The 15,877-nt window shown below is 67.2% G+C and carries 17 protein-coding genes; 7 read left to right on the top strand and 10 right to left on the bottom strand.

Translation table 11 applies throughout. The features are described from left to right. Positions 1-86: 86 nt before the first annotated feature. Positions 87-1,391, bottom strand: coding sequence for an MFS transporter (locus A6745_RS16270; RefSeq protein ID WP_066129257.1), 1,305 nt, complete (start codon positions 1,389-1,391; stop codon positions 87-89). Between the two features lie 177 nt (positions 1,392-1,568). Between A6745_RS16270 and cyoA the strand changes: the two genes are divergently transcribed. The 5 genes from cyoA to A6745_RS16245 all read left to right on the top strand — a co-directional run bounded on the left by cyoA (position 1,569) and on the right by A6745_RS16245 (position 6,386). After that, positions 1,569-2,552, top strand: a complete 984-nt coding sequence (gene cyoA, locus A6745_RS16265; RefSeq protein WP_082853177.1) for a ubiquinol oxidase subunit II — start codon at positions 1,569-1,571, stop codon at positions 2,550-2,552. A 61-nt stretch (positions 2,553-2,613) separates the two neighbouring features. Further along, positions 2,614-4,617, top strand: a complete 2,004-nt coding sequence (cyoB, locus tag A6745_RS16260; protein ID WP_066129250.1) for a cytochrome o ubiquinol oxidase subunit I — start codon at positions 2,614-2,616, stop codon at positions 4,615-4,617. Next, the gene (cyoC, locus tag A6745_RS16255) at positions 4,610-5,239 is read left to right on the top strand and encodes a cytochrome o ubiquinol oxidase subunit III (RefSeq protein WP_066129249.1); all 630 of its coding nucleotides are present in this window, start codon (positions 4,610-4,612) and stop codon (positions 5,237-5,239) included. Before cyoB ends, cyoC begins: the two co-directional genes overlap by 8 nt. Then, positions 5,236-5,634: a cytochrome o ubiquinol oxidase subunit IV gene (gene cyoD, locus A6745_RS16250; protein ID WP_066129246.1), complete on the top strand. Its 399-nt coding sequence runs from the start codon at positions 5,236-5,238 to the stop codon at positions 5,632-5,634. Before cyoC ends, cyoD begins: the two co-directional genes overlap by 4 nt. Then, complete coding sequence (locus tag A6745_RS16245) at positions 5,631-6,386, top strand: SURF1 family protein (protein ID WP_066129242.1); 756 nt, start codon at positions 5,631-5,633, stop codon at positions 6,384-6,386. Before cyoD ends, A6745_RS16245 begins: the two co-directional genes overlap by 4 nt. Before the next feature lie 36 nt (positions 6,387-6,422). On the opposite strand, the gene A6745_RS16240 is transcribed toward A6745_RS16245, so the two are convergent. Beyond that, the gene (locus tag A6745_RS16240) at positions 6,423-7,277 is read right to left on the bottom strand and encodes a LysR family transcriptional regulator (protein WP_066129239.1); all 855 of its coding nucleotides are present in this window, start codon (positions 7,275-7,277) and stop codon (positions 6,423-6,425) included. 121 nt (positions 7,278-7,398) lie between these two features. On the opposite strand from A6745_RS16240, the gene A6745_RS16235 reads away from it, so the two are divergent. Continuing rightward, positions 7,399-7,977, top strand: a complete 579-nt coding sequence (locus A6745_RS16235; protein ID WP_066129236.1) for a DUF4865 family protein — start codon at positions 7,399-7,401, stop codon at positions 7,975-7,977. Between the two features lie 128 nt (positions 7,978-8,105). Here A6745_RS16235 and alaE read toward each other — a convergent pair whose 3' ends face one another. Genes alaE through A6745_RS16220 form a run of 3 tightly spaced genes read right to left on the bottom strand, consistent with a single transcriptional unit; the run spans position 8,106 to position 10,237 of the window. Beyond that, entirely contained in the window at positions 8,106-8,561 is a 456-nt protein-coding gene (gene alaE / locus A6745_RS16230) for an L-alanine exporter AlaE (protein ID WP_066131301.1), read from the bottom strand. Positions 8,562-8,577: 16 nt separating this feature from the next. Beyond that, entirely contained in the window at positions 8,578-9,198 is a 621-nt protein-coding gene (locus tag A6745_RS16225) for an ABC transporter ATP-binding protein (RefSeq protein WP_066129233.1), read from the bottom strand. Positions 9,199-9,241: 43 nt separating this feature from the next. Continuing rightward, positions 9,242-10,237 carry a DNA-binding protein gene (locus tag A6745_RS16220; RefSeq protein ID WP_066129230.1) on the bottom strand — a complete coding sequence of 332 codons (996 nt, stop codon included), beginning with the start codon at positions 10,235-10,237 and terminating at the stop codon, positions 9,242-9,244. Positions 10,238-10,397: 160 nt separating this feature from the next. Here A6745_RS16220 and A6745_RS16215 point away from each other — a divergent pair, with 160 nt between their 5' ends. Continuing rightward, positions 10,398-11,489: a site-specific integrase gene (locus A6745_RS16215; RefSeq protein WP_197488177.1), complete on the top strand. Its 1,092-nt coding sequence runs from the start codon at positions 10,398-10,400 to the stop codon at positions 11,487-11,489. Positions 11,490-11,540: 51 nt separating this feature from the next. Here the strand turns inward: A6745_RS16215 and A6745_RS16210 are convergent, their stop codons facing one another. From A6745_RS16210 to A6745_RS16190, 5 genes are read right to left on the bottom strand one after another with little or no spacing between them, the layout of a single operon-like run. Next, positions 11,541-12,176, bottom strand: coding sequence for an isochorismatase family protein (locus tag A6745_RS16210; protein WP_066129227.1), 636 nt, complete (start codon positions 12,174-12,176; stop codon positions 11,541-11,543). A 2-nt stretch (positions 12,177-12,178) separates the two neighbouring features. Continuing rightward, a complete protein-coding gene (locus A6745_RS16205) occupies positions 12,179-13,228 on the bottom strand; it encodes a M29 family metallopeptidase (RefSeq protein ID WP_066129224.1) in 1,050 nt (349 codons plus the stop codon). Position 13,229: 1 nt separating this feature from the next. After that, on the bottom strand, positions 13,230-14,063 hold the full coding sequence (locus tag A6745_RS16200; protein WP_066129221.1) for an alpha/beta fold hydrolase: 834 nt from the start codon (positions 14,061-14,063) through the stop codon (positions 13,230-13,232). Positions 14,064-14,079: 16 nt separating this feature from the next. Further along, positions 14,080-14,832 (bottom strand): maleate cis-trans isomerase family protein, encoded by a 753-nt coding sequence (locus tag A6745_RS16195; RefSeq protein ID WP_066129217.1) that lies wholly within the window; start codon positions 14,830-14,832, stop codon positions 14,080-14,082. 40 nt (positions 14,833-14,872) lie between these two features. Next, the gene (locus A6745_RS16190) at positions 14,873-15,826 is read right to left on the bottom strand and encodes an amidohydrolase family protein (protein WP_066129214.1); all 954 of its coding nucleotides are present in this window, start codon (positions 15,824-15,826) and stop codon (positions 14,873-14,875) included. Positions 15,827-15,877: the final 51 nt, after the last annotated feature.

The following is a 15,877-nucleotide window of genomic DNA, read 5'->3' as shown; positions in this document are numbered from 1 at the left end:
GACAGGGGGGGCTGCCGTACTGACAGGCCCGCGGGTGCGCGCCGCCATTGCGTGCCCGCTTGTTACCCGCATAAACAGGTTCTGCCTCAGTTGGTTTCCAGCACCCGGTTGATCTTCAATGCCACCAGGGTGCACACCGCTCCCGAGATCAGGTAGACGCTGGTCGCGGCCAGGCCGAATTTGGTCGACAGTCCCAGCGCCACCAGGGGCGCGAAAGCCGCGCCGAACAGCCAGGCCATGTCCGCGGTCAGCGCCGCGCCGGTGTAGCGGAAGTGCAGCGAGAAGTTGGACGTGACCGTGCCCGAGGCCTGCCCATATGACAGCCCCAACAACACGAAGCCTGCCAGGATGAAGAGGTTCTCGCCCACCGCTCCCCCTTCCAGCAGCCAGGGCACCGTGAGGGCGAACAGGCCGATCAAGAGCGCCAGCGCGCCCAGCGTGTTGCGGCGGCCGAAGCGGTCGGCCAGCCAGCCCGAGCCCACGGTGCCCAGCATGCTGAGCGCGGCGCCCAGGATCTGCACCGACAGCACGCTGGCCAGGTTCCGTTCGCCGTTCAGGCTGATCCATGACAGCGGGAACACCGTCACAAGGTGGAACAGCGCATAGCTGGCCAGCGCCGCGAACGCGCCGATGAAGACGTTATAGGCCTGTTCGTCGATGACGCGGGACACCTTGATCGGGGCCAGTTCACGCTCTTCGAGCAGCCGCGTGTATTCCTCGGTGACCACCAGCCGCAGCCGCGCGAACAGGGCCACCACGTTGATGGCGAAGGCCACGAAGAACGGATAGCGCCAGCCCCACTCCACCAGGTCGGACTGGCTGAGCGTGCTCAGCAGGTACAGGAAGATGCCGCCCGCGATCATGAAGCCGATGGGCGCGCCCAACTGGCCAAGCATGGCGTACCAGCCACGCCGATGGGCCGGCGCGTTCAGCGCCAGCAGAGACGGCAGGCCATCCCAAGAGCCGCCCAGCGCGATGCCTTGCAGGCAGCGGAAAAGCGCCAGCAGCATGATCGCCGCCGGACCCAGCGTTTCGTAGCTGGGCAGGAAGGCCATGCCCGCCGTGGCGGTGCCCAGCATGAACAGCGCCAGCGTGAGCTTGACGCTTCTGCCCCACCGGTGCTGCACGGCCATGAAGATGGCGGTGCCGAACGGTCTGCACACGAACGCGAACGAGAAGATCACGAACGACCACAGGATGCCGTACAGCGGCGACTCGAAGGGGAAGAAGACCTGTGGGAAAACCGCAACACAGGCGATGCCGAAGACGAAAAAATCGAAGTATTCGGATGTTCGTCCGATCACCACGCCGACCGCGATCTCGCCCGGAGCGACAGCGGAGTGACCGTGGGCCTGCGTGTTTGCGGGGGACTGCGTCGCGGTGGTGGACATACGTTGGCGCGCTCCGTGTTTGACGTGGAATACTGCCTGCCCTGATGCGCGCCGGCACGATGCCAGTACGCCCTGCAACCGAACCAGCCTGCATTTTGCTCTAGATTTTTCACATGCTCCAGAGTACGGTTGAAACTATCCTAATCGGGGCACCAACCGCGGAGGGGCTGCATGTCCATGCTGTTCTCCAGAAAGTTGAGAAGTTTGCTGTTGCTTCCCGCCTTGGCCCCTCTGGGGGGATGCAGCAAAGCCGTGCTGCTGTCCCCTTCCGGAGACGTGGCCTGGCAGTTGCGGGACATCATCCTGGTATCCACCGGCCTGATGCTGCTGATCATCGTGCCGGTGATCGTCGCCACGCTGTGGTTCGCGTGGCGCTATCGCGAAAGCAATACCGAGGCCCCCTACTCTCCGGACTGGGATCACTCCACCATTCTCGAGCTGCTGATCTGGGCTGCGCCGCTGCTCATCATCATCGCGCTGAGCGCCCTGACCTGGGTCAGCACGCACAAGCTCGATCCCTACCGCCCGCTCGAACGGCTGGACGCCCAGCGCCAGGTGCCGGCGGGCACCAAGCCGCTAGAGGTGCAGGTGGTGGCGCTGGACTGGAAGTGGCTGTTCCTCTATCCCGAGCAGGGCATCGCCACGGTCAATGAACTGGCCGCGCCGGTCGATCGCCCCATCGAGTTCAAGCTGACCTCGTCCTCGGTGATGAATTCGTTCTACATCCCCGCGCTGGCCGGCCAGATCTACGCCATGCCGGGCATGCAGACCCGCCTGCACGCGGTCATCAACCAGCCCGGCGTCTACCAGGGCTTCTCGGCCAACTACAGCGGCGCGGGCTTCTCGCAGATGCGCTTCAAGTTCCACGGGCTGCCGCAGGCCGAGTTCGACCAGTGGGTGCGGAAGAACAAGGCCGACCCGCGCGCGCTGGACCGCGACGCCTACCAGGTGCTGGTGCAGCCCAGTTCGGCCGCGCCGGTGCAGCGCTTCGGCACGGTGGACCCCAGCCTGTACCAGGCCATCCTGGACCGCTGCGCGCAGCCCGGCGGGGACTGCACGTCCGCCCATGCCCGGTTCGACGACGCCAACATCTGCCGGGCGCCCCGGCAGGCCGAGTTGCAACTGCCGCAGAACCCGATGAGCTCGCCCGCCGCCCTGTAGAACCGCCGGCGCCGCCCGGCCCGACTCCCCGCTCGACGAATGCCTCTCGCAGGAACGCCAAATGGCCGATCATTCAGCACCTGAAAGCCTTCTGTTCGGACGCCTGACCTGGGAAGCGATTCCCTTGCACGAGCCCATCCTGCTGGTGACCTTCGCCGCCGTGGCGCTGGGCGGCATCGGGGTGCTGGGCGGCATCACCTACTACCGCAAGTGGGGCTACCTGTGGCGCGAGTGGTTCACCAGCATCGACCACAAGAAGATCGGGATCATGTACGTGATCCTGGGCCTGGTGATGCTGCTGCGCGGCTTCGCCGACGCGCTGATGATGCGGGCGCAGCAGGCCATCGCCTTCGGCGACAACGCGGGCTTCCTGCCGCCCCATCACTACGACCAGATATTCACCGCGCACGGCGTGATCATGATCTTCTTCGTGGCCATGCCATTGGTCACGGGCCTGATGAACTACATCGTGCCGCTGCAGATCGGCGCGCGCGACGTGGCGTTTCCCTTCCTGAACAACTTCAGCTTCTGGATGACCGCCTCGGGCGCGGCCCTGGTGATGATGTCGCTGTTCGTGGGCGAGTTCGCCAAGACCGGCTGGCTGGCCTATCCCCCCTTGTCGGGCATCCTGCACAGTCCGGACCCAGGGGTCGATTACTACATATGGGCGCTGCAGATAGCGGGGGTCGGCACATTGCTGTCCGGGGTCAACCTGCTGGTGACCATCGTCAAGATGCGCGCGCCCGGCATGCTGATGATGCGCATGCCGATCTTCACGTGGACGTCGCTGTGCACCAACGTGCTGATCGTGGCGGCCTTCCCCGTGCTGACCGCCGTATTGGCGCTGCTGACCATGGACCGCTACGTCGGCACCAACTTCTTCACGGCGGACGGCGGCGGCAACGCCATGATGTACATCAACCTGATCTGGATCTGGGGCCACCCCGAGGTCTACATCCTGATCCTGCCGGCCTTCGGCATCTTCTCCGAGGTCGTGGCCACCTACTGCCGCAAGCGCCTGTTCGGCTATGCGTCGATGGTGTACGCCACGGTGGTCATCACGGTGCTGTCGTACCTGGTGTGGCTGCACCACTTCTTCACGATGGGGTCCGGCGCGAGCGTCAACTCGTTCTTCGGCATCACCACGATGATCATCTCGATCCCGACCGGGGCCAAGGTATTCAACTGGCTGTTCACCATGTACCGCGGGCGCATCCGCTTCGACGTTCCCATGCTGTGGACGGTCGGCTTCATGGTGACCTTCGTGATCGGCGGCATGACCGGGGTGCTGCTGGCCGTGCCGCCGGCCGACTTCGCCCTGCACAACAGCCTTTTCCTGATCGCGCACTTCCATAACGTGATCATCGGCGGCGTGCTGTTCGGCCTGCTGGCTGGCATCACCTATTGGTTTCCCAAGGCCTTCGGCTACAGGCTGGATCCATTCTGGGGCAAGCTGTCGTTCTGGCTGTGGCTGGTGGGCTTCTACACCGCGTTCATGCCGCTCTACGTGCTGGGGCTGTTGGGCGTGACGCGCCGCATGAGCCATTTCGACGATCCCTCGCTGCAGATCTGGTTTCAGATCGCGGCCGTGGGCGCGCTGCTGATCGCGGGCGGCATCGCCTGCTTCCTGATCCAGCTGGTGGTGAGCTTCCGCAGGCGCGTCGCCCTGCGCGACGAAACGGGCGATCCGTGGGACGGCCGCACGCTGGAATGGTCGACGTCCTCGCCGCCGCCGGCCTACAACTTCGCCTTCACGCCGGTGATCCACGACCGCGATGCCTGGTGGCAGATGAAGCGCGAGGGCTACCAGCGCCCGGTGGACGGCTTCATCCCCATCCACATGCCCGCCAATACCTGGGCCGGCGCGGTGCTGGCGGGTATCTCGCTGGTGCTGGGCTTCGCGATGATCTGGCACATGTGGCTGGTGGCGATCGTGTCCTTCGCCGCGCTGGTGGGCGTCACCATCGTGCACACCTTCAACTACCACCGCGACTACTACGTGCCGGCCGACCAGGTCGCGCGCACCGAATCCGATCGTACCCAACTGCTGGCCAACCATGCCTGAACTCACTGCCACCGCCCCGAACGGCGACGCGGGTCGCCAGTTCTACCTGACCACCGAACACCATCCGAAGAACGGCACGTTGCTGGGCTTCTGGGTGTACCTGATGAGCGACTGCCTCATCTTCGCCTGCCTGTTCGCCACGTATGGCGTGCTGGGCCGCAACTATGCGGGCGGGCCCACCGGGGCCGAGCTGTTCGACCTGACGCTGGTGGCGATCAACACCGCCCTGCTGCTGCTGTCCTCCATCACCTATGGCTTTGCCTTGCTGCAGGGGCGCAAGGGACGCGTCGGTTCGCTGCTGGGCTGGCTGGCCGTCACCGGGCTGCTGGGCCTGGGCTTTCTGGGACTGGAGCTGTACGAGTTCTCGCACCTGATCCACGAAGGCGCCGGCCCCCAGCGCAGCGCCTTCCTGTCCTCGTTCTTCACGCTGGTCGGCACCCACGGGCTGCACGTGACCTTCGGCATCGTCTGGCTGGTGGTGCTGATGGCGCAGATCGCCCGCCACGGCCTGACGATCCCCAACAAGCGCCGCCTGATGTGCCTGTCGATGTTCTGGCACTTCCTGGACGTGATCTGGATCGGCGTATTCACCGTGGTGTACCTGATGGGAGTGCTGCCATGAGCGCGACGACGACCTCCGCCCACGATCACGGCCATGGGCATGGCCACGAGGAAGACGATCCGCTGGCCCACGCCTCGCTGCACGGCTACCTGCTGGGCTTCGTGCTGGCCGTCATCCTGACCGCGATCCCCTTCGCCATCGTGATGGGCGGGTTGTTCTCCAGCACGCGCGTGACCAGCCTGGTGCTGCTGGCCCTGGGCGCCATCCAGATGGTGGTGCACGTCATCTACTTCCTGCACATGGACTTCCGCTCGGAAGGCGGCTGGAACATGCTGTCCATCCTGTTCACGCTGGTGCTGGTGATCATCACGCTGAGCGGATCGATCTGGATCATGTACCACCTGGACCACAACATGATGCACATGATGCCGGACGACGCACGGAAGCTGCCTTGAACGCGACGGCTGCCGTTTCGCGGCCGCGCCGGGGCGTGCTCAAGCGGGTCTTCCTGGCTTTGCTGGCGGTGGTGCTGTTTGCCGGCTTCTGCTCGCTGGGCGTGTGGCAGGTGCAGCGCCGCGCATGGAAGCTGGACCTGATCGCCAAGGTCGAGCAGCGCGTGCATCTGCCCGCCACCGCGGCGCCCGGCGCGGACCGCTGGGACTCCATGAACACGGCCAACGACGAATACCGGCACGTCGTGGCCACGGGCGAGTACCGCTACGACCGGCAGACGCTGGTCCAGGCCACCACGGACTACGGCAGCGGCTACTGGGTGATGACGCCGCTGCAGCTGCGCCAAGGCGGGACGGTGCTGGTGAACCGTGGCTTCGTGCTGCCGGCCTGGCGCAAGCAGCAGGACCAGGGCGGTCCGGCGGGCCTGGTCGAAGTGGCCGGGCTGCTGCGGATGTCCGAACCGGATTTCCCTATCCTGCGCACCAACGATCCTGCGAAGGACGTCTGGTACTCGCGCGATACGCGGGCGATCGGGGTGGCGCGCGGCCTGGATCAAGTGGCGCCCTACTTCATCGATGCCGAGAAGACCGCCGGCCCGGCGCCGGATCCCGCCGTGGCCCCGGTGCGCGGGCTGACGGTGCTGGAGTTCCGCAACAGCCACCTGGTCTATGCGATTACCTGGTTCGCGATGGCGGCGATGGTGATCGTGGGGGCCGTGATCGTGGTTCGCACGGGGCGGCGGCGCGAGAGATAGGCGCAGTCCCGCGCCATGCCGGCGCGCCGGGCGGCCCTACCCCGCGGCGGTCGCGCGCAGCGTGGCGCCCAAGGTTCGCCAGGTCCGCCTTGCCTGGTCGTCGGTCAGGTTCGAGTACAGCACCACGTCGCGCGCCGGCAGCGGCGGCAGTCCCAGCATCGGCCCCGCGTCCACCGTGCCGGGCGGCGCCACGCGATGGCCCAGCGCCGCCACGGCCAGGCCCGCGCAGGCCGCCGCGCCCACCGTGACCACGCCGCCGCCAACGAACACCTCTGTCCAGGGCACGCCGGCTTCGTCCAGCGCGCCCACCGCCATGCTGCGCACGCTGCAAGGCGCAGCCTGCGTTGCCAGCCGCAGGGGCTCGGGCGGCCGGTATTCGAAATCCGGGGCGGCGATCCAGCCGAAGGTCTCGCTCAGCAGCGTGTCGCCGTCCAGCCGCCGGCTGTCGTGCTGCAGGACGATGGCGGCGTCCAGCGTGCCCCGGTCGAAGTCTTCCAGCACGTCCCGCGAGGCGGCGACATGCATCTCCAGCACCAGCCCTGGCTCCATCTCGCCCAGCTTGCGCAGCAGGCGCGGCAACTCGGCGCCCACCAGATGATGGCTGATGCCGATGGACAAGCGGCGCTTGCCTTGGCCGAAGGCGCCGATGGCCCCCTGGTGGGCAGCCATGAGGGCTCGGGCCGGCACGAGGAAATCCGTGCCATCGGCCGACAGGCGCACCTGCCGGGGCGTGCGCTCCAGCAGGCGGCGGCCCAGGCCCTCTTCCAGGCGCTTGACCTTCAGGCTGATGGCGGACTGCGTGGTGTCCAGCGCCTCGGCCGCCCGCGTGAAACTCAGCAAGTCCGCGGTCATGACGAAGGCCTGGACGGCTTCGATATCCAGCGTCTTCATGGCTATCCATTTTAATTTTGAATCATTGAAATATGATGCCATGCGGTTTTCAAATGATCTACGGCTGCTTAATCTGGCGGTGTCACTCCCGACCCCGGTCTTTTCCCGATGAGGAACCGCCATGCTGACTGCCTATTACCTCCATCGCCTGCCCGCCGACTACGACATCGGCATCATCCGCGCGCGTGCCCGGCAACGTGGCCCGTCGTGGGACGACACGCCAGGACTGATCTTCAAGGGGTTCCTGTTGCGGGAGGCGGGCAAGCACGGCGCCACCGAAAGCAACTACGCGTCGTTCTACCTGTGGCAAGGCGCGGAAGGGTTTCGCGATTTCCTGCTGTCGGGCAAGTACCGCACCGTGACCGACAGTTTCGGGCGCGCGGCCATCCAGACGCAGGCCGCGCTGGATGCGCGTCAGGGGGCCGCGCAGGCGGCGCGCTTCGCGCGGCTGCAGGACATCGACGTGGAACCGGATGAAGACCTGGATGCCGTGCTGGCCCGTGAAGTCGCCCGCAATCGTGAGGCGGCGGCGCGGCCGGGCGTGGTGGCGGCCGCGGTCAGCGTGGATCCGGCCCGCTGGCGCATCACGCGCGCCGTGCTGTCGGAGACCGAGCCGGTGGCGGGAGACGGCGGCATGACCTGGCAGGTGCTGCACCTGGCCCGGCCGATGTTGAGTACCCTGCCCCTTGCGGGGCAGTGAAAACCCTCTGCCGGGCGCCGAGGCGGCGGCGGGTCGCGATTCCCGTCGAGCCGCCGGGCATCATGGCCTCGATCCGGCCCATCCCACGCGCTGCCCGGCAGAGGACGATGGCATCGCCCTTCCGGTCTTCAGGTATCGAGGCTCATCGGCTTGGCGCCGCCCGGCGGCAGGCCGAACAACCTGCGCACGGCATTGAGAAACGCGCCGTAGGGCCGTCCCAGCACCAGCATCATCACCGTGGCGCTCAGCACCCCGAGCCACAGGCCAGGCCCGGAGGCGCCGCTGAAAGCGATGATGGCGGCATAGATCGGCACCTGGAAGCTGACCAGGGCGGCGCTATCCCACAGCAGTTGCGACAGCCGGCTTTCGCTGGCGCGGCGCATCACGTAGTCGCGCCAGATCCCGTAGGGCCTGGCGACCGGGATCATCAGGGCCGCGCCCAGCAGCCGCGCGTGCAGCACCTGGTCCCAGGTCATGCCCGCGATGTAGCGTTCGTTGAGCGCGCCGGTCGTGGTGAAGAACAGGATCAGCGCCGTGGTGTCGGCGAGGAAGGCGCGGCGGCGGTGGGCGGTGTCGGCGGACATGAGGGCGAGCGCGGCATCAGGCTGGACGCAGGCCGCGGACATCGATCGCCGTCGCGCCGCAGGCCTGCACCAGTTCAGGGTCATGGCTGGCGAACAGCACGACGCGGTCCTGGGCCCAGGCCTTGAACCGTTGCGCCAGCACCGCGCGGGCGGGGCCGTCGAGTCCATTGCTGGCCCCGTCGGCGATCACGACGGCGGGATCGCCCAACGAGGCCGCCGCCAGATAGACCTTTCTGCGGGTGCCCGTGGACATCTGCTCGAAACGCTTGTCCAGGTGGGGGTCCAGTCCCAGCGCGTGGGCCAGTTCCAGGGTGGCTTCGCCGATCGTCGTGTGCTTGCCGGCGGCGGCTTGCGCCAGCAGTTCGCGGCCGGTCTGCGCGGGGTTGGCCATGCAGTTCTCGGGGACGTACGCAAGCCTGAGCCTGGCCTGTTGCGGGGTGGCGGCCAGGGAATGGCCGTCGATCCAGACTTCTCCCGCATCCGGGGCAATGACCCCCGCGATGATGCCCAGCAAGGTCGATTTGCCGGTACTGTCTTCTTCGCACAGCGCGTAGCAGCCCGCCGGGAAGGTATGGGTCAGGCCGTCGAAGACGGTGTGGCCGCCGTAGCGTTTGCCGAGTCGATCGATGCGTAGCATGGGGGCCAGTGTACGCAGGAACCACGCGGACTGCTCAGGAAGTTCAGGGCCGTCGCTTCCTGGCGGCGGGCTTGCGCGGCTGTTGCGCCAGCAACTGATCGATCTGCCTGTCCCGGCCCGCCAGTTGCTCGTTCAGGCTGCCCAACTGACCGAGCAGCTGCGCCGTGGTGTCGTGACGCAATGACCGCTCCGTCTCGGTCGCGGCAATACTGGCATCCAACTGCGCGATGAGGGTCTGTACCGTGGATTCGGCGGCCTGGGCGCGCTGTGCCTGCGCGTCCGCTTCCGATTCGGCCTGTTCGATCCGCGTCCGCAGTTTGGCGGCGGCTGCCTCGGCGGCTTTGCGTGCGCGCTCCTGGTCCTCGCCGGCCTGCTTCAGGGACTGGCGCAATTCGTCCAGTTCGCCGAGCCATCGGCGCTCATGCACGGCATGGCGGGCTTCTGCCTTGGCCAGGGCATCCTGGTGGGCGACCGTAGCGTCGCGCAGCGCCTGCTGCAGCCGGGTCTCGCGGTCGCGGATGTCGGTCAATTGCGATGTGGCATCTTTCAGCGCGGCGCGGGTTTCGCGAGCCTGGGTCTCCGCCGACACCAGGCGGGCTTCCGCCGCGGCGGCCTGTGAGCGTGCCGTTTCCGCCGCGGCCTGCAGGTCGGCTTCGCGCGCCTGCAATCGATCCCGCTCCTGCCGCAGCATCGCGCGTTCGGCGTCGAGGGATTCCCGCTGCTTGGCCAGCGCCGCACGTTCCTGCGCGGCGGCGTCGGCCCATTCGTCACGGGCGCTGGCCAATGCCATTTCCCAGAGCTGGGCAGCCGCCCGCAACAGCGGCGCGGGCAAACCGCTTGCCCCGCCCTGCTCCGTCCCGCCCAGCCGCGAATGGCGTTCGCTGAGTTGCTTGAACCAGGTTTTCAGGTGCGGGCCGACGGTATTGGGCGATCCGCGGCCCAGGTGCAGACGCACACGCTCGATGGTGGGTTGCTCGCCGTCACGCAGCAATGCATCGGCCGCCGCCCAGACGTCTTCGTCGGTGATGCCTCTGGCCATAAGGACGTCCTTTTTCTGGATGCGTGGGTGAGCAAATGCCGCAGCGGCTTGGAATTAGAGCGGATAATTAAAAGTTATCCGCCTTAGTTGCTTTAAGGCGTATTATAAAATACGTTTTATGTATTATATCAAACAAAATTCAAGCAGCGGTCGAACCTCCATGAGCAAAGCGCCACCCTCCCCGTCGATCCCAGCGCCCAGGTGGGCTTCCCCCGGTGAAGCCGTCGTGGTCGGGCTGGGCTCCAGTGACGCGTCGATCCGGGCGCTGATGCGCGAGGGCAGCGCGCAGAACACCGTGGCCTCGTACCGCTCGGCGATTCAGTACTGGGCTGCCTGGCATCAGTTGCGCCTGGGCCAGCCGTTCACGCTCCCCGTTTCGGTCCCTGCCGTCCTGCAGTTCATCGCCGATCACGTCGAGCACGTCACGGAGCAGCATGGGCTGGCCTGCGACCTGCCCGCTGCCGTCGATGCCGCGCTGGTCGCCCGTGGCGTCAAACGCAGCCTGGGCGCATTCAAGCTGGCGACGGTCCGGCATCGCCTGGCGGTGTTGTCAGAAGCCCATGAGGCAAAACAGCAGCCCAATCCCTGCCGCAGCCGCGAGGTGCAGGCGCTGATGGCGCGCGTGCGCAGCGCCTATGCCAAGCGTGGCGTTCGTCCGGCCAGAAAGGATGCCCTGACGAAAGAGCCGCTGGAGCAACTGCTGGCCACCTGCGACGACTCGTTGATCGGCCTGCGCGATCGCGCCCTGCTGCTGTTCGCCTGGGCCAGCGGCGGACGCCGCCGCTCGGAGGTCGTGCGGGCCACCATGGAAAATACCCGGCGCGTGCCCGAGGGATTCCTGTATTCGATGGGGACGTCCAAGACCAACCAGGAAGGCGCCGAACGCGCTGACAGCCACAAGCCCGTCGTGGGCCGCGCCGCCGTGGCCCTGCAGGCCTGGCTGACGGCAGCCGGCATTACCCAAGGCCCGCTGTTCCGCCGCGTGAGGCGGGGGGGCGTGATTGGTGACGGCCTGGGGGCCGAGGCAGTCCGCAAGATCGTGCGGCAGCGCGCCGCGCAGGCGGGGTTGCAAGGCGACTACGCCGCGCACAGCCTGCGCTCGGGTTTCGTGACCGAGGCAGGCCGACAGGCGTTGCCGCTGGGCGAGACCATGGCGCTGACCGGCCACGCCAGCGTGGCCAGCGTGGTTGGCTATCACCGCGCGGGGGCCGCGCTGTCGTCCAAGGCCGGGCGGTTGCTTGAGAACGACTAGGGCGACCTGTCGAGAAATGCGCAGGGCCGGGCAGCAGGCCCCGATGCGTCGTCATTGGCTTGTCGCGGCCAGAGCCTCGTCGCGGGTCATCAGCGCCGCGTACTTCTGTTCCATGTCGAACAGATTGGCTTCGTGGGGCGCGATCGCGCGGTCGCCCACGCAGTCGGTGACCACGAGCGGACGGAAGCCGTACTGCATGGCGTCCACCACGCTGGCCCGCACGCAGCCGCTGGTGACGGCGCCGGCGACCAGCAGGGTCTGCACGCCATGGAATGACAGCCAGGCAGACAGGCCCGTGCCGAAGAAGGCTGAAGGCACCGTCTTGCGCACCACCAGTTCGCCGTCGGCGGGCGTCAGCTCGGGCACGATGGCGCTGTTGTGCCCCTGCTCTTTCAGTCCCAGCATGCCTGGCACTTTCAACGAGAACACGTTCGCGTCGGCATCGTTGTCCGCGTAGACGATGCGGCTGTGCGCCACCGGCCAGCCGCGTTCGCGCGCCGCTTGCAACAGGCCCACCGTGCGGTCGATGGCCGGGCGGATGTTGCCGCCGCCGAACACGGCGGGATCGGCGAAGCCATTGACGAAATCGACGATCAGCAGGCCATACGGGGCCTTCAAGGGCAGCGGCGTGCCGAAGCTCTGCCGGCGGTAGACGTCGGTATCGGCGGTCTGTGGGGTCTGGGTCATGCCTAGGCTCCTGATTGTGGCGGGTACAGCACTTTGCCGTCCCGCACCATGGTGTCGCCGTCCAGCCGCACGGTACAGCGGCGCAGCGGAATATCGATGTGGCAGGCCGTGGTGCGATGGCCGCCCGCTTCGTTGTTGGGTCCCAGCGAGAAAAGAAAATTGCCCTCGAAGGCTCGCGCGTCCATGCCGATAGTGGCCTCCTTGTCGTATAGCGACAAGGTGGTCCAGCTGGCGCGCGGCTGCAGTCCCCAGCCGATGTGCGAGATCGCGTACCCTTCCGGATCATTGAACGACGCCATGTATTCGCTGAGCAACTGCGCGTCGATGCCGCCCTCGATATGCGTGGCGTACCCCCCTTGCACGGTAAGCCGGATGGGGTCGTTCACGTAGCTCTTCTGCGGCAGCAGGATGTCGCCGCGATCGATGACGATCACGCCGTCGGCGCTGCCTTCGTCGGGCCAGGTCAGCACGAAGCCGCTGGGCCAATGGTCCCAGCGGCCGGGCTCGTCGACGTAGCCGTATTCGCTGATCGCCGGGAACTCGCCCAGCCGGAACCGCACGTCCGTGCCCGCGGGCGACGTCACATGCATGGTCCTGGCGGCCTCGATGCGGGCGGCGGCGGCCTTCACGCGCGCCCGGTCGGCCTCGGTGGGCACCATGCGCGCCAGGATCTCTGGCGGTTCGACCGCCAGCAGGATCTTGGTGCCGCTGGCCAGGATGTCATGCTGCTCGGGCGAGAACAGCAAGGTCATCAGGTCCAGCACCAGGTCGCTGGCCTTCAGGGCGGCAATGGCCGCCTGGTTGCCGGTCAGCGGCGTGGTGCCCAGGTAGGCAAGCGTGTCTCGGCTCAACGCCTTCTCGCCGTTGACGGGCGGCAGGTCCAGGCGATTGACGATGGCGCCCAGCGACTGCGCCGCGATCAGCGCGGTGGACAGGGTCTGGGGATGGGTGGTCGCGCCGGTCAGGATGGTGACGGTCTGCCCTGCTTCCAGGCGGGACAGGGTCAGCACCTCTTTCCAGGCTTCGATCATGGCGTAGTCGCTGACTGGCATATCATGGCTCCTGTTCGGGGAGGTCTAGCGCCGCACCCAGGAACTCGCCGAAGGCCGCGTAGAAGCCCTCCTCGTTGTCCCAGGGAATCATGTGGCCCGCGTCGGCCACGCGTACGTGCCGTGTGCCCGGCGCCAGCCGCTGGATCTCGGCCACGTCGTCGTCGCGCACCACCTCGCCGCGCTCGGCCGTGACCAACAGCCGCCCGGCCTCGATCGACGGCAGGTCGGCGTGGATGTCGTCCAGGTGAAAGCCGTCGAAGCTGGCCAGGATGGCGCGCTCGTCGCAGGTGTGCAGCCACTGGGCGCGCAACTGGCGCTGTTCTTCGGTCCACGTCGGGCAATAGGCCAGCATGTCCTCGGCCGTCATGCCGGCGCGCGCCTGCGCCATCGAGCCCACGTACCAGGGCAGCTTGGCGGGATAGGGACGGCGGCCGGGACCGGACACCGGCGGGTCCACCATCGCCAGCCGGGCCAGCGCCGCGGGCCGCGTGCGCGCGGCGCGGATGCCGATGCGCGCGCCCATGGAATGGCCCACGACGCTGTAGCGCGCCAGGCCCAGGGCCTGCGCGAAGGCCAGCAGGTCGGCCGCCTGCGCGTCCAGGCCGTAGTCCAGCGAGGCATCGGCCTGCGACAGCCCGCGGCCCCGCACATCGAGCACGTAGGTGTCGAACCGCCCGCCGAAACGCTCGGCCACGAAGCCCCAGGTGACGGCCGGGCTGGTGATGCCCGGCACGATGATGACGGGATCGAGGCCCGCCTTGGCGCCGCCGTAGCGCAGGTAGTGCTGGCGGATGCCGTTGGCGTGCACGTGCGCGCCGTATTGGAAGGTACTCATGTCGGCTCCCCGGTGTTCAATACGCGCCCGACAACAGCGCGCCCGCGCCCGGCACCACCGGCTCCAGGCCCAGCGATCCCAGCATCGCGTAGGTGGTGGCCACGGCGGCGGTCACCACGGGCTTGCCCGTCATGGCCTCGACCTTGGCGATGGCCGGCAGCGACGGCATCTGCACGCAGGCCGACAGCACGATCACGTCGGCATCCTGGTATTTCAGGCCCTGCACGATCCCGGGCAGGCGCGCGGCGTCGTGGCGGCCCACGTCCAGGTTGTCCGGAATCTCCAGCGCGCGGTAGTCCAGCACCTCGTAGCCCTCGTTGGCGATGTAGCTGACCACCAGGTCGGTCAGCGGCTTCATGTAGGGCGCGACCACGGCGATCTTCTTCGCCCTCATGATCTTCAGGGCATCGACCAGCGCGCCCGCGCTGGTGATGACCGGCGCGCTGGCGCCGTTGGCCGCCGTCTGGCCCGTCAGACGCTCCTGCGACACACGGTGATAGCCGTGGCCCATGGCCATGATGGCCACCAGGCAGGCGTAGCCCAGCACGTCCACGCGCGCGTCCGACAGCTCGACGGCGCAGCGGTCCGACTCGGCGTCCATCGCGGCCAGTTCCTCCTTCACCACTTTCTTCATGCGCATGCGGCTGGAGTGGAAGGTGAAGCGCTCGGGACGGATCAGCTCGCGCGCGCGCAGCATCGCGGGAATCTCGGTCTCCATCGTGGTGTTCGAACTCGGCACGATCTGGCCGATGCGGTAGGTCTTGGTCATGGTTACTCCTCCGGGAATGGGCAATCGGGTCGGGTATGGGTCAGAGCTTGAAGAGGCGTTCCGCGTTGCCGTGGCACACCAGGGCGCGGGTGGCGTCGTCCAGCGGCGCGGTGTCGATGAACCGCGATGCGATCGCGCTGGACTCGTAGGGGTAGTCGACGGAGAACATCACCGCCTCGGCGCCCATCTCGGCGATGGCCCCGATCAGCGTCGGATGCGAACACACGCCCGAGGTGGTGATCAGGATGTTCGTTCCCAGATAGGCCGACGGCATGCGGTCGAGCGTGACGCCGTGGGGGTAGACCGCGAAGCGGCTGTCGAAGCGCCAGCGCTGGAACGGCAACCCTTCGCCCATGTGGCCGAGGATCAGCTTGACCTGCGGAAAACGGTCGAACACGCCGCCGAACAGCAGGCGCAAGGCGTGCGTGGCGGTCTCCACCCCCCAGCCCCATGTGGCCCGTTCGATGGCGGGATGGCCCGTGTACGCGTGCGGCATCACAAAGGCGTCGCACGGGTGCAGATAGATCGGCACGTCCAGCGCCTGCACGCGCTCCCAGAAGGCGTCGTATTCACGGCCGTCGTAATACGTGCCGTTGGTGTGGCCGTTGATCAGCGCGCCCTTGAAGCCATAGTCGCGCACGGTGCGTTCCAGTTCGTCGGCCGCCACGCGCGGATCGTGCATGGGCACCACGGCGAAGCCGCCGTAGCGGCGGCTGTTGCGCGCCACGCGTTCGGCCAGGAAATCGTTGTTCTCGCGGGCGCGGCGCAACGCCACCATGGGGTCCCGCTCGGCCTGCACGCCGGGCCCCGTCTGGGACAGGATGACGTAGTCGATGCCGTTCTCGTCCATGTCCTGCAGGCGCAACTGGTCGAAGTCGGTCAGCCGGCGCCCCAGTTCGGCCAGCGATTGCGCGTCGATGTGCTGGGCGAAGACTTTGGAATAGTCCTGGAAGCCCGGCGCGGTGTAGTGCTCCTCGAAAGCGATCTTGCGCATGGTTCTACCTCTTGTCCTGTTTATGGTCAGTGCACTGAATATTCAGTGCCG

The sequence above is a fragment of the Bordetella ansorpii genome (assembly GCF_900078705.1).
GTDB classification, from domain to species: domain Bacteria; phylum Pseudomonadota; class Gammaproteobacteria; order Burkholderiales; family Burkholderiaceae_B; genus Bordetella; species Bordetella ansorpii_A.
This window is presented reverse-complemented; position numbering and strand designations above follow the sequence as displayed.

Bases quoted from the DNA above. Each gene is read 5' to 3' on its own strand.
- A6745_RS16270 (WP_066129257.1), bottom strand. From the start codon at position 1,391: ATGTCCACCACCGCGACGCAGTCCCCCGCAAACACGCAGGCCCACGGT.
- A6745_RS16195 (WP_066129217.1), bottom strand. From the start codon at position 14,832: ATGACCAAGACCTACCGCATCGGCCAGATCGTGCCGAGTTCGAACACC.
- cyoC (WP_066129249.1), top strand. From the start codon at position 4,610: ATGCCTGAACTCACTGCCACCGCCCCGAACGGCGACGCGGGTCGCCAG.
- alaE (WP_066131301.1), bottom strand. From the start codon at position 8,561: ATGTCCGCCGACACCGCCCACCGCCGCCGCGCCTTCCTCGCCGACACC.
- cyoA (WP_082853177.1), top strand. From the start codon at position 1,569: ATGCTGTTCTCCAGAAAGTTGAGAAGTTTGCTGTTGCTTCCCGCCTTG.
- cyoB (WP_066129250.1), top strand. From the start codon at position 2,614: ATGGCCGATCATTCAGCACCTGAAAGCCTTCTGTTCGGACGCCTGACC.
- A6745_RS16240 (WP_066129239.1), bottom strand. From the start codon at position 7,277: ATGAAGACGCTGGATATCGAAGCCGTCCAGGCCTTCGTCATGACCGCG.
- A6745_RS16210 (WP_066129227.1), bottom strand. From the start codon at position 12,176: ATGACCCAGACCCCACAGACCGCCGATACCGACGTCTACCGCCGGCAG.
- A6745_RS16205 (WP_066129224.1), bottom strand. From the start codon at position 13,228: ATGCCAGTCAGCGACTACGCCATGATCGAAGCCTGGAAAGAGGTGCTG.
- A6745_RS16215 (WP_197488177.1), top strand. From the start codon at position 10,398: ATGAGCAAAGCGCCACCCTCCCCGTCGATCCCAGCGCCCAGGTGGGCT.
- A6745_RS16200 (WP_066129221.1), bottom strand. From the start codon at position 14,063: ATGAGTACCTTCCAATACGGCGCGCACGTGCACGCCAACGGCATCCGC.
- A6745_RS16190 (WP_066129214.1), bottom strand. From the start codon at position 15,826: ATGCGCAAGATCGCTTTCGAGGAGCACTACACCGCGCCGGGCTTCCAG.
- A6745_RS16220 (WP_066129230.1), bottom strand. From the start codon at position 10,237: ATGGCCAGAGGCATCACCGACGAAGACGTCTGGGCGGCGGCCGATGCA.
- A6745_RS16235 (WP_066129236.1), top strand. From the start codon at position 7,399: ATGCTGACTGCCTATTACCTCCATCGCCTGCCCGCCGACTACGACATC.
- A6745_RS16225 (WP_066129233.1), bottom strand. From the start codon at position 9,198: ATGCTACGCATCGATCGACTCGGCAAACGCTACGGCGGCCACACCGTC.
- cyoD (WP_066129246.1), top strand. From the start codon at position 5,236: ATGAGCGCGACGACGACCTCCGCCCACGATCACGGCCATGGGCATGGC.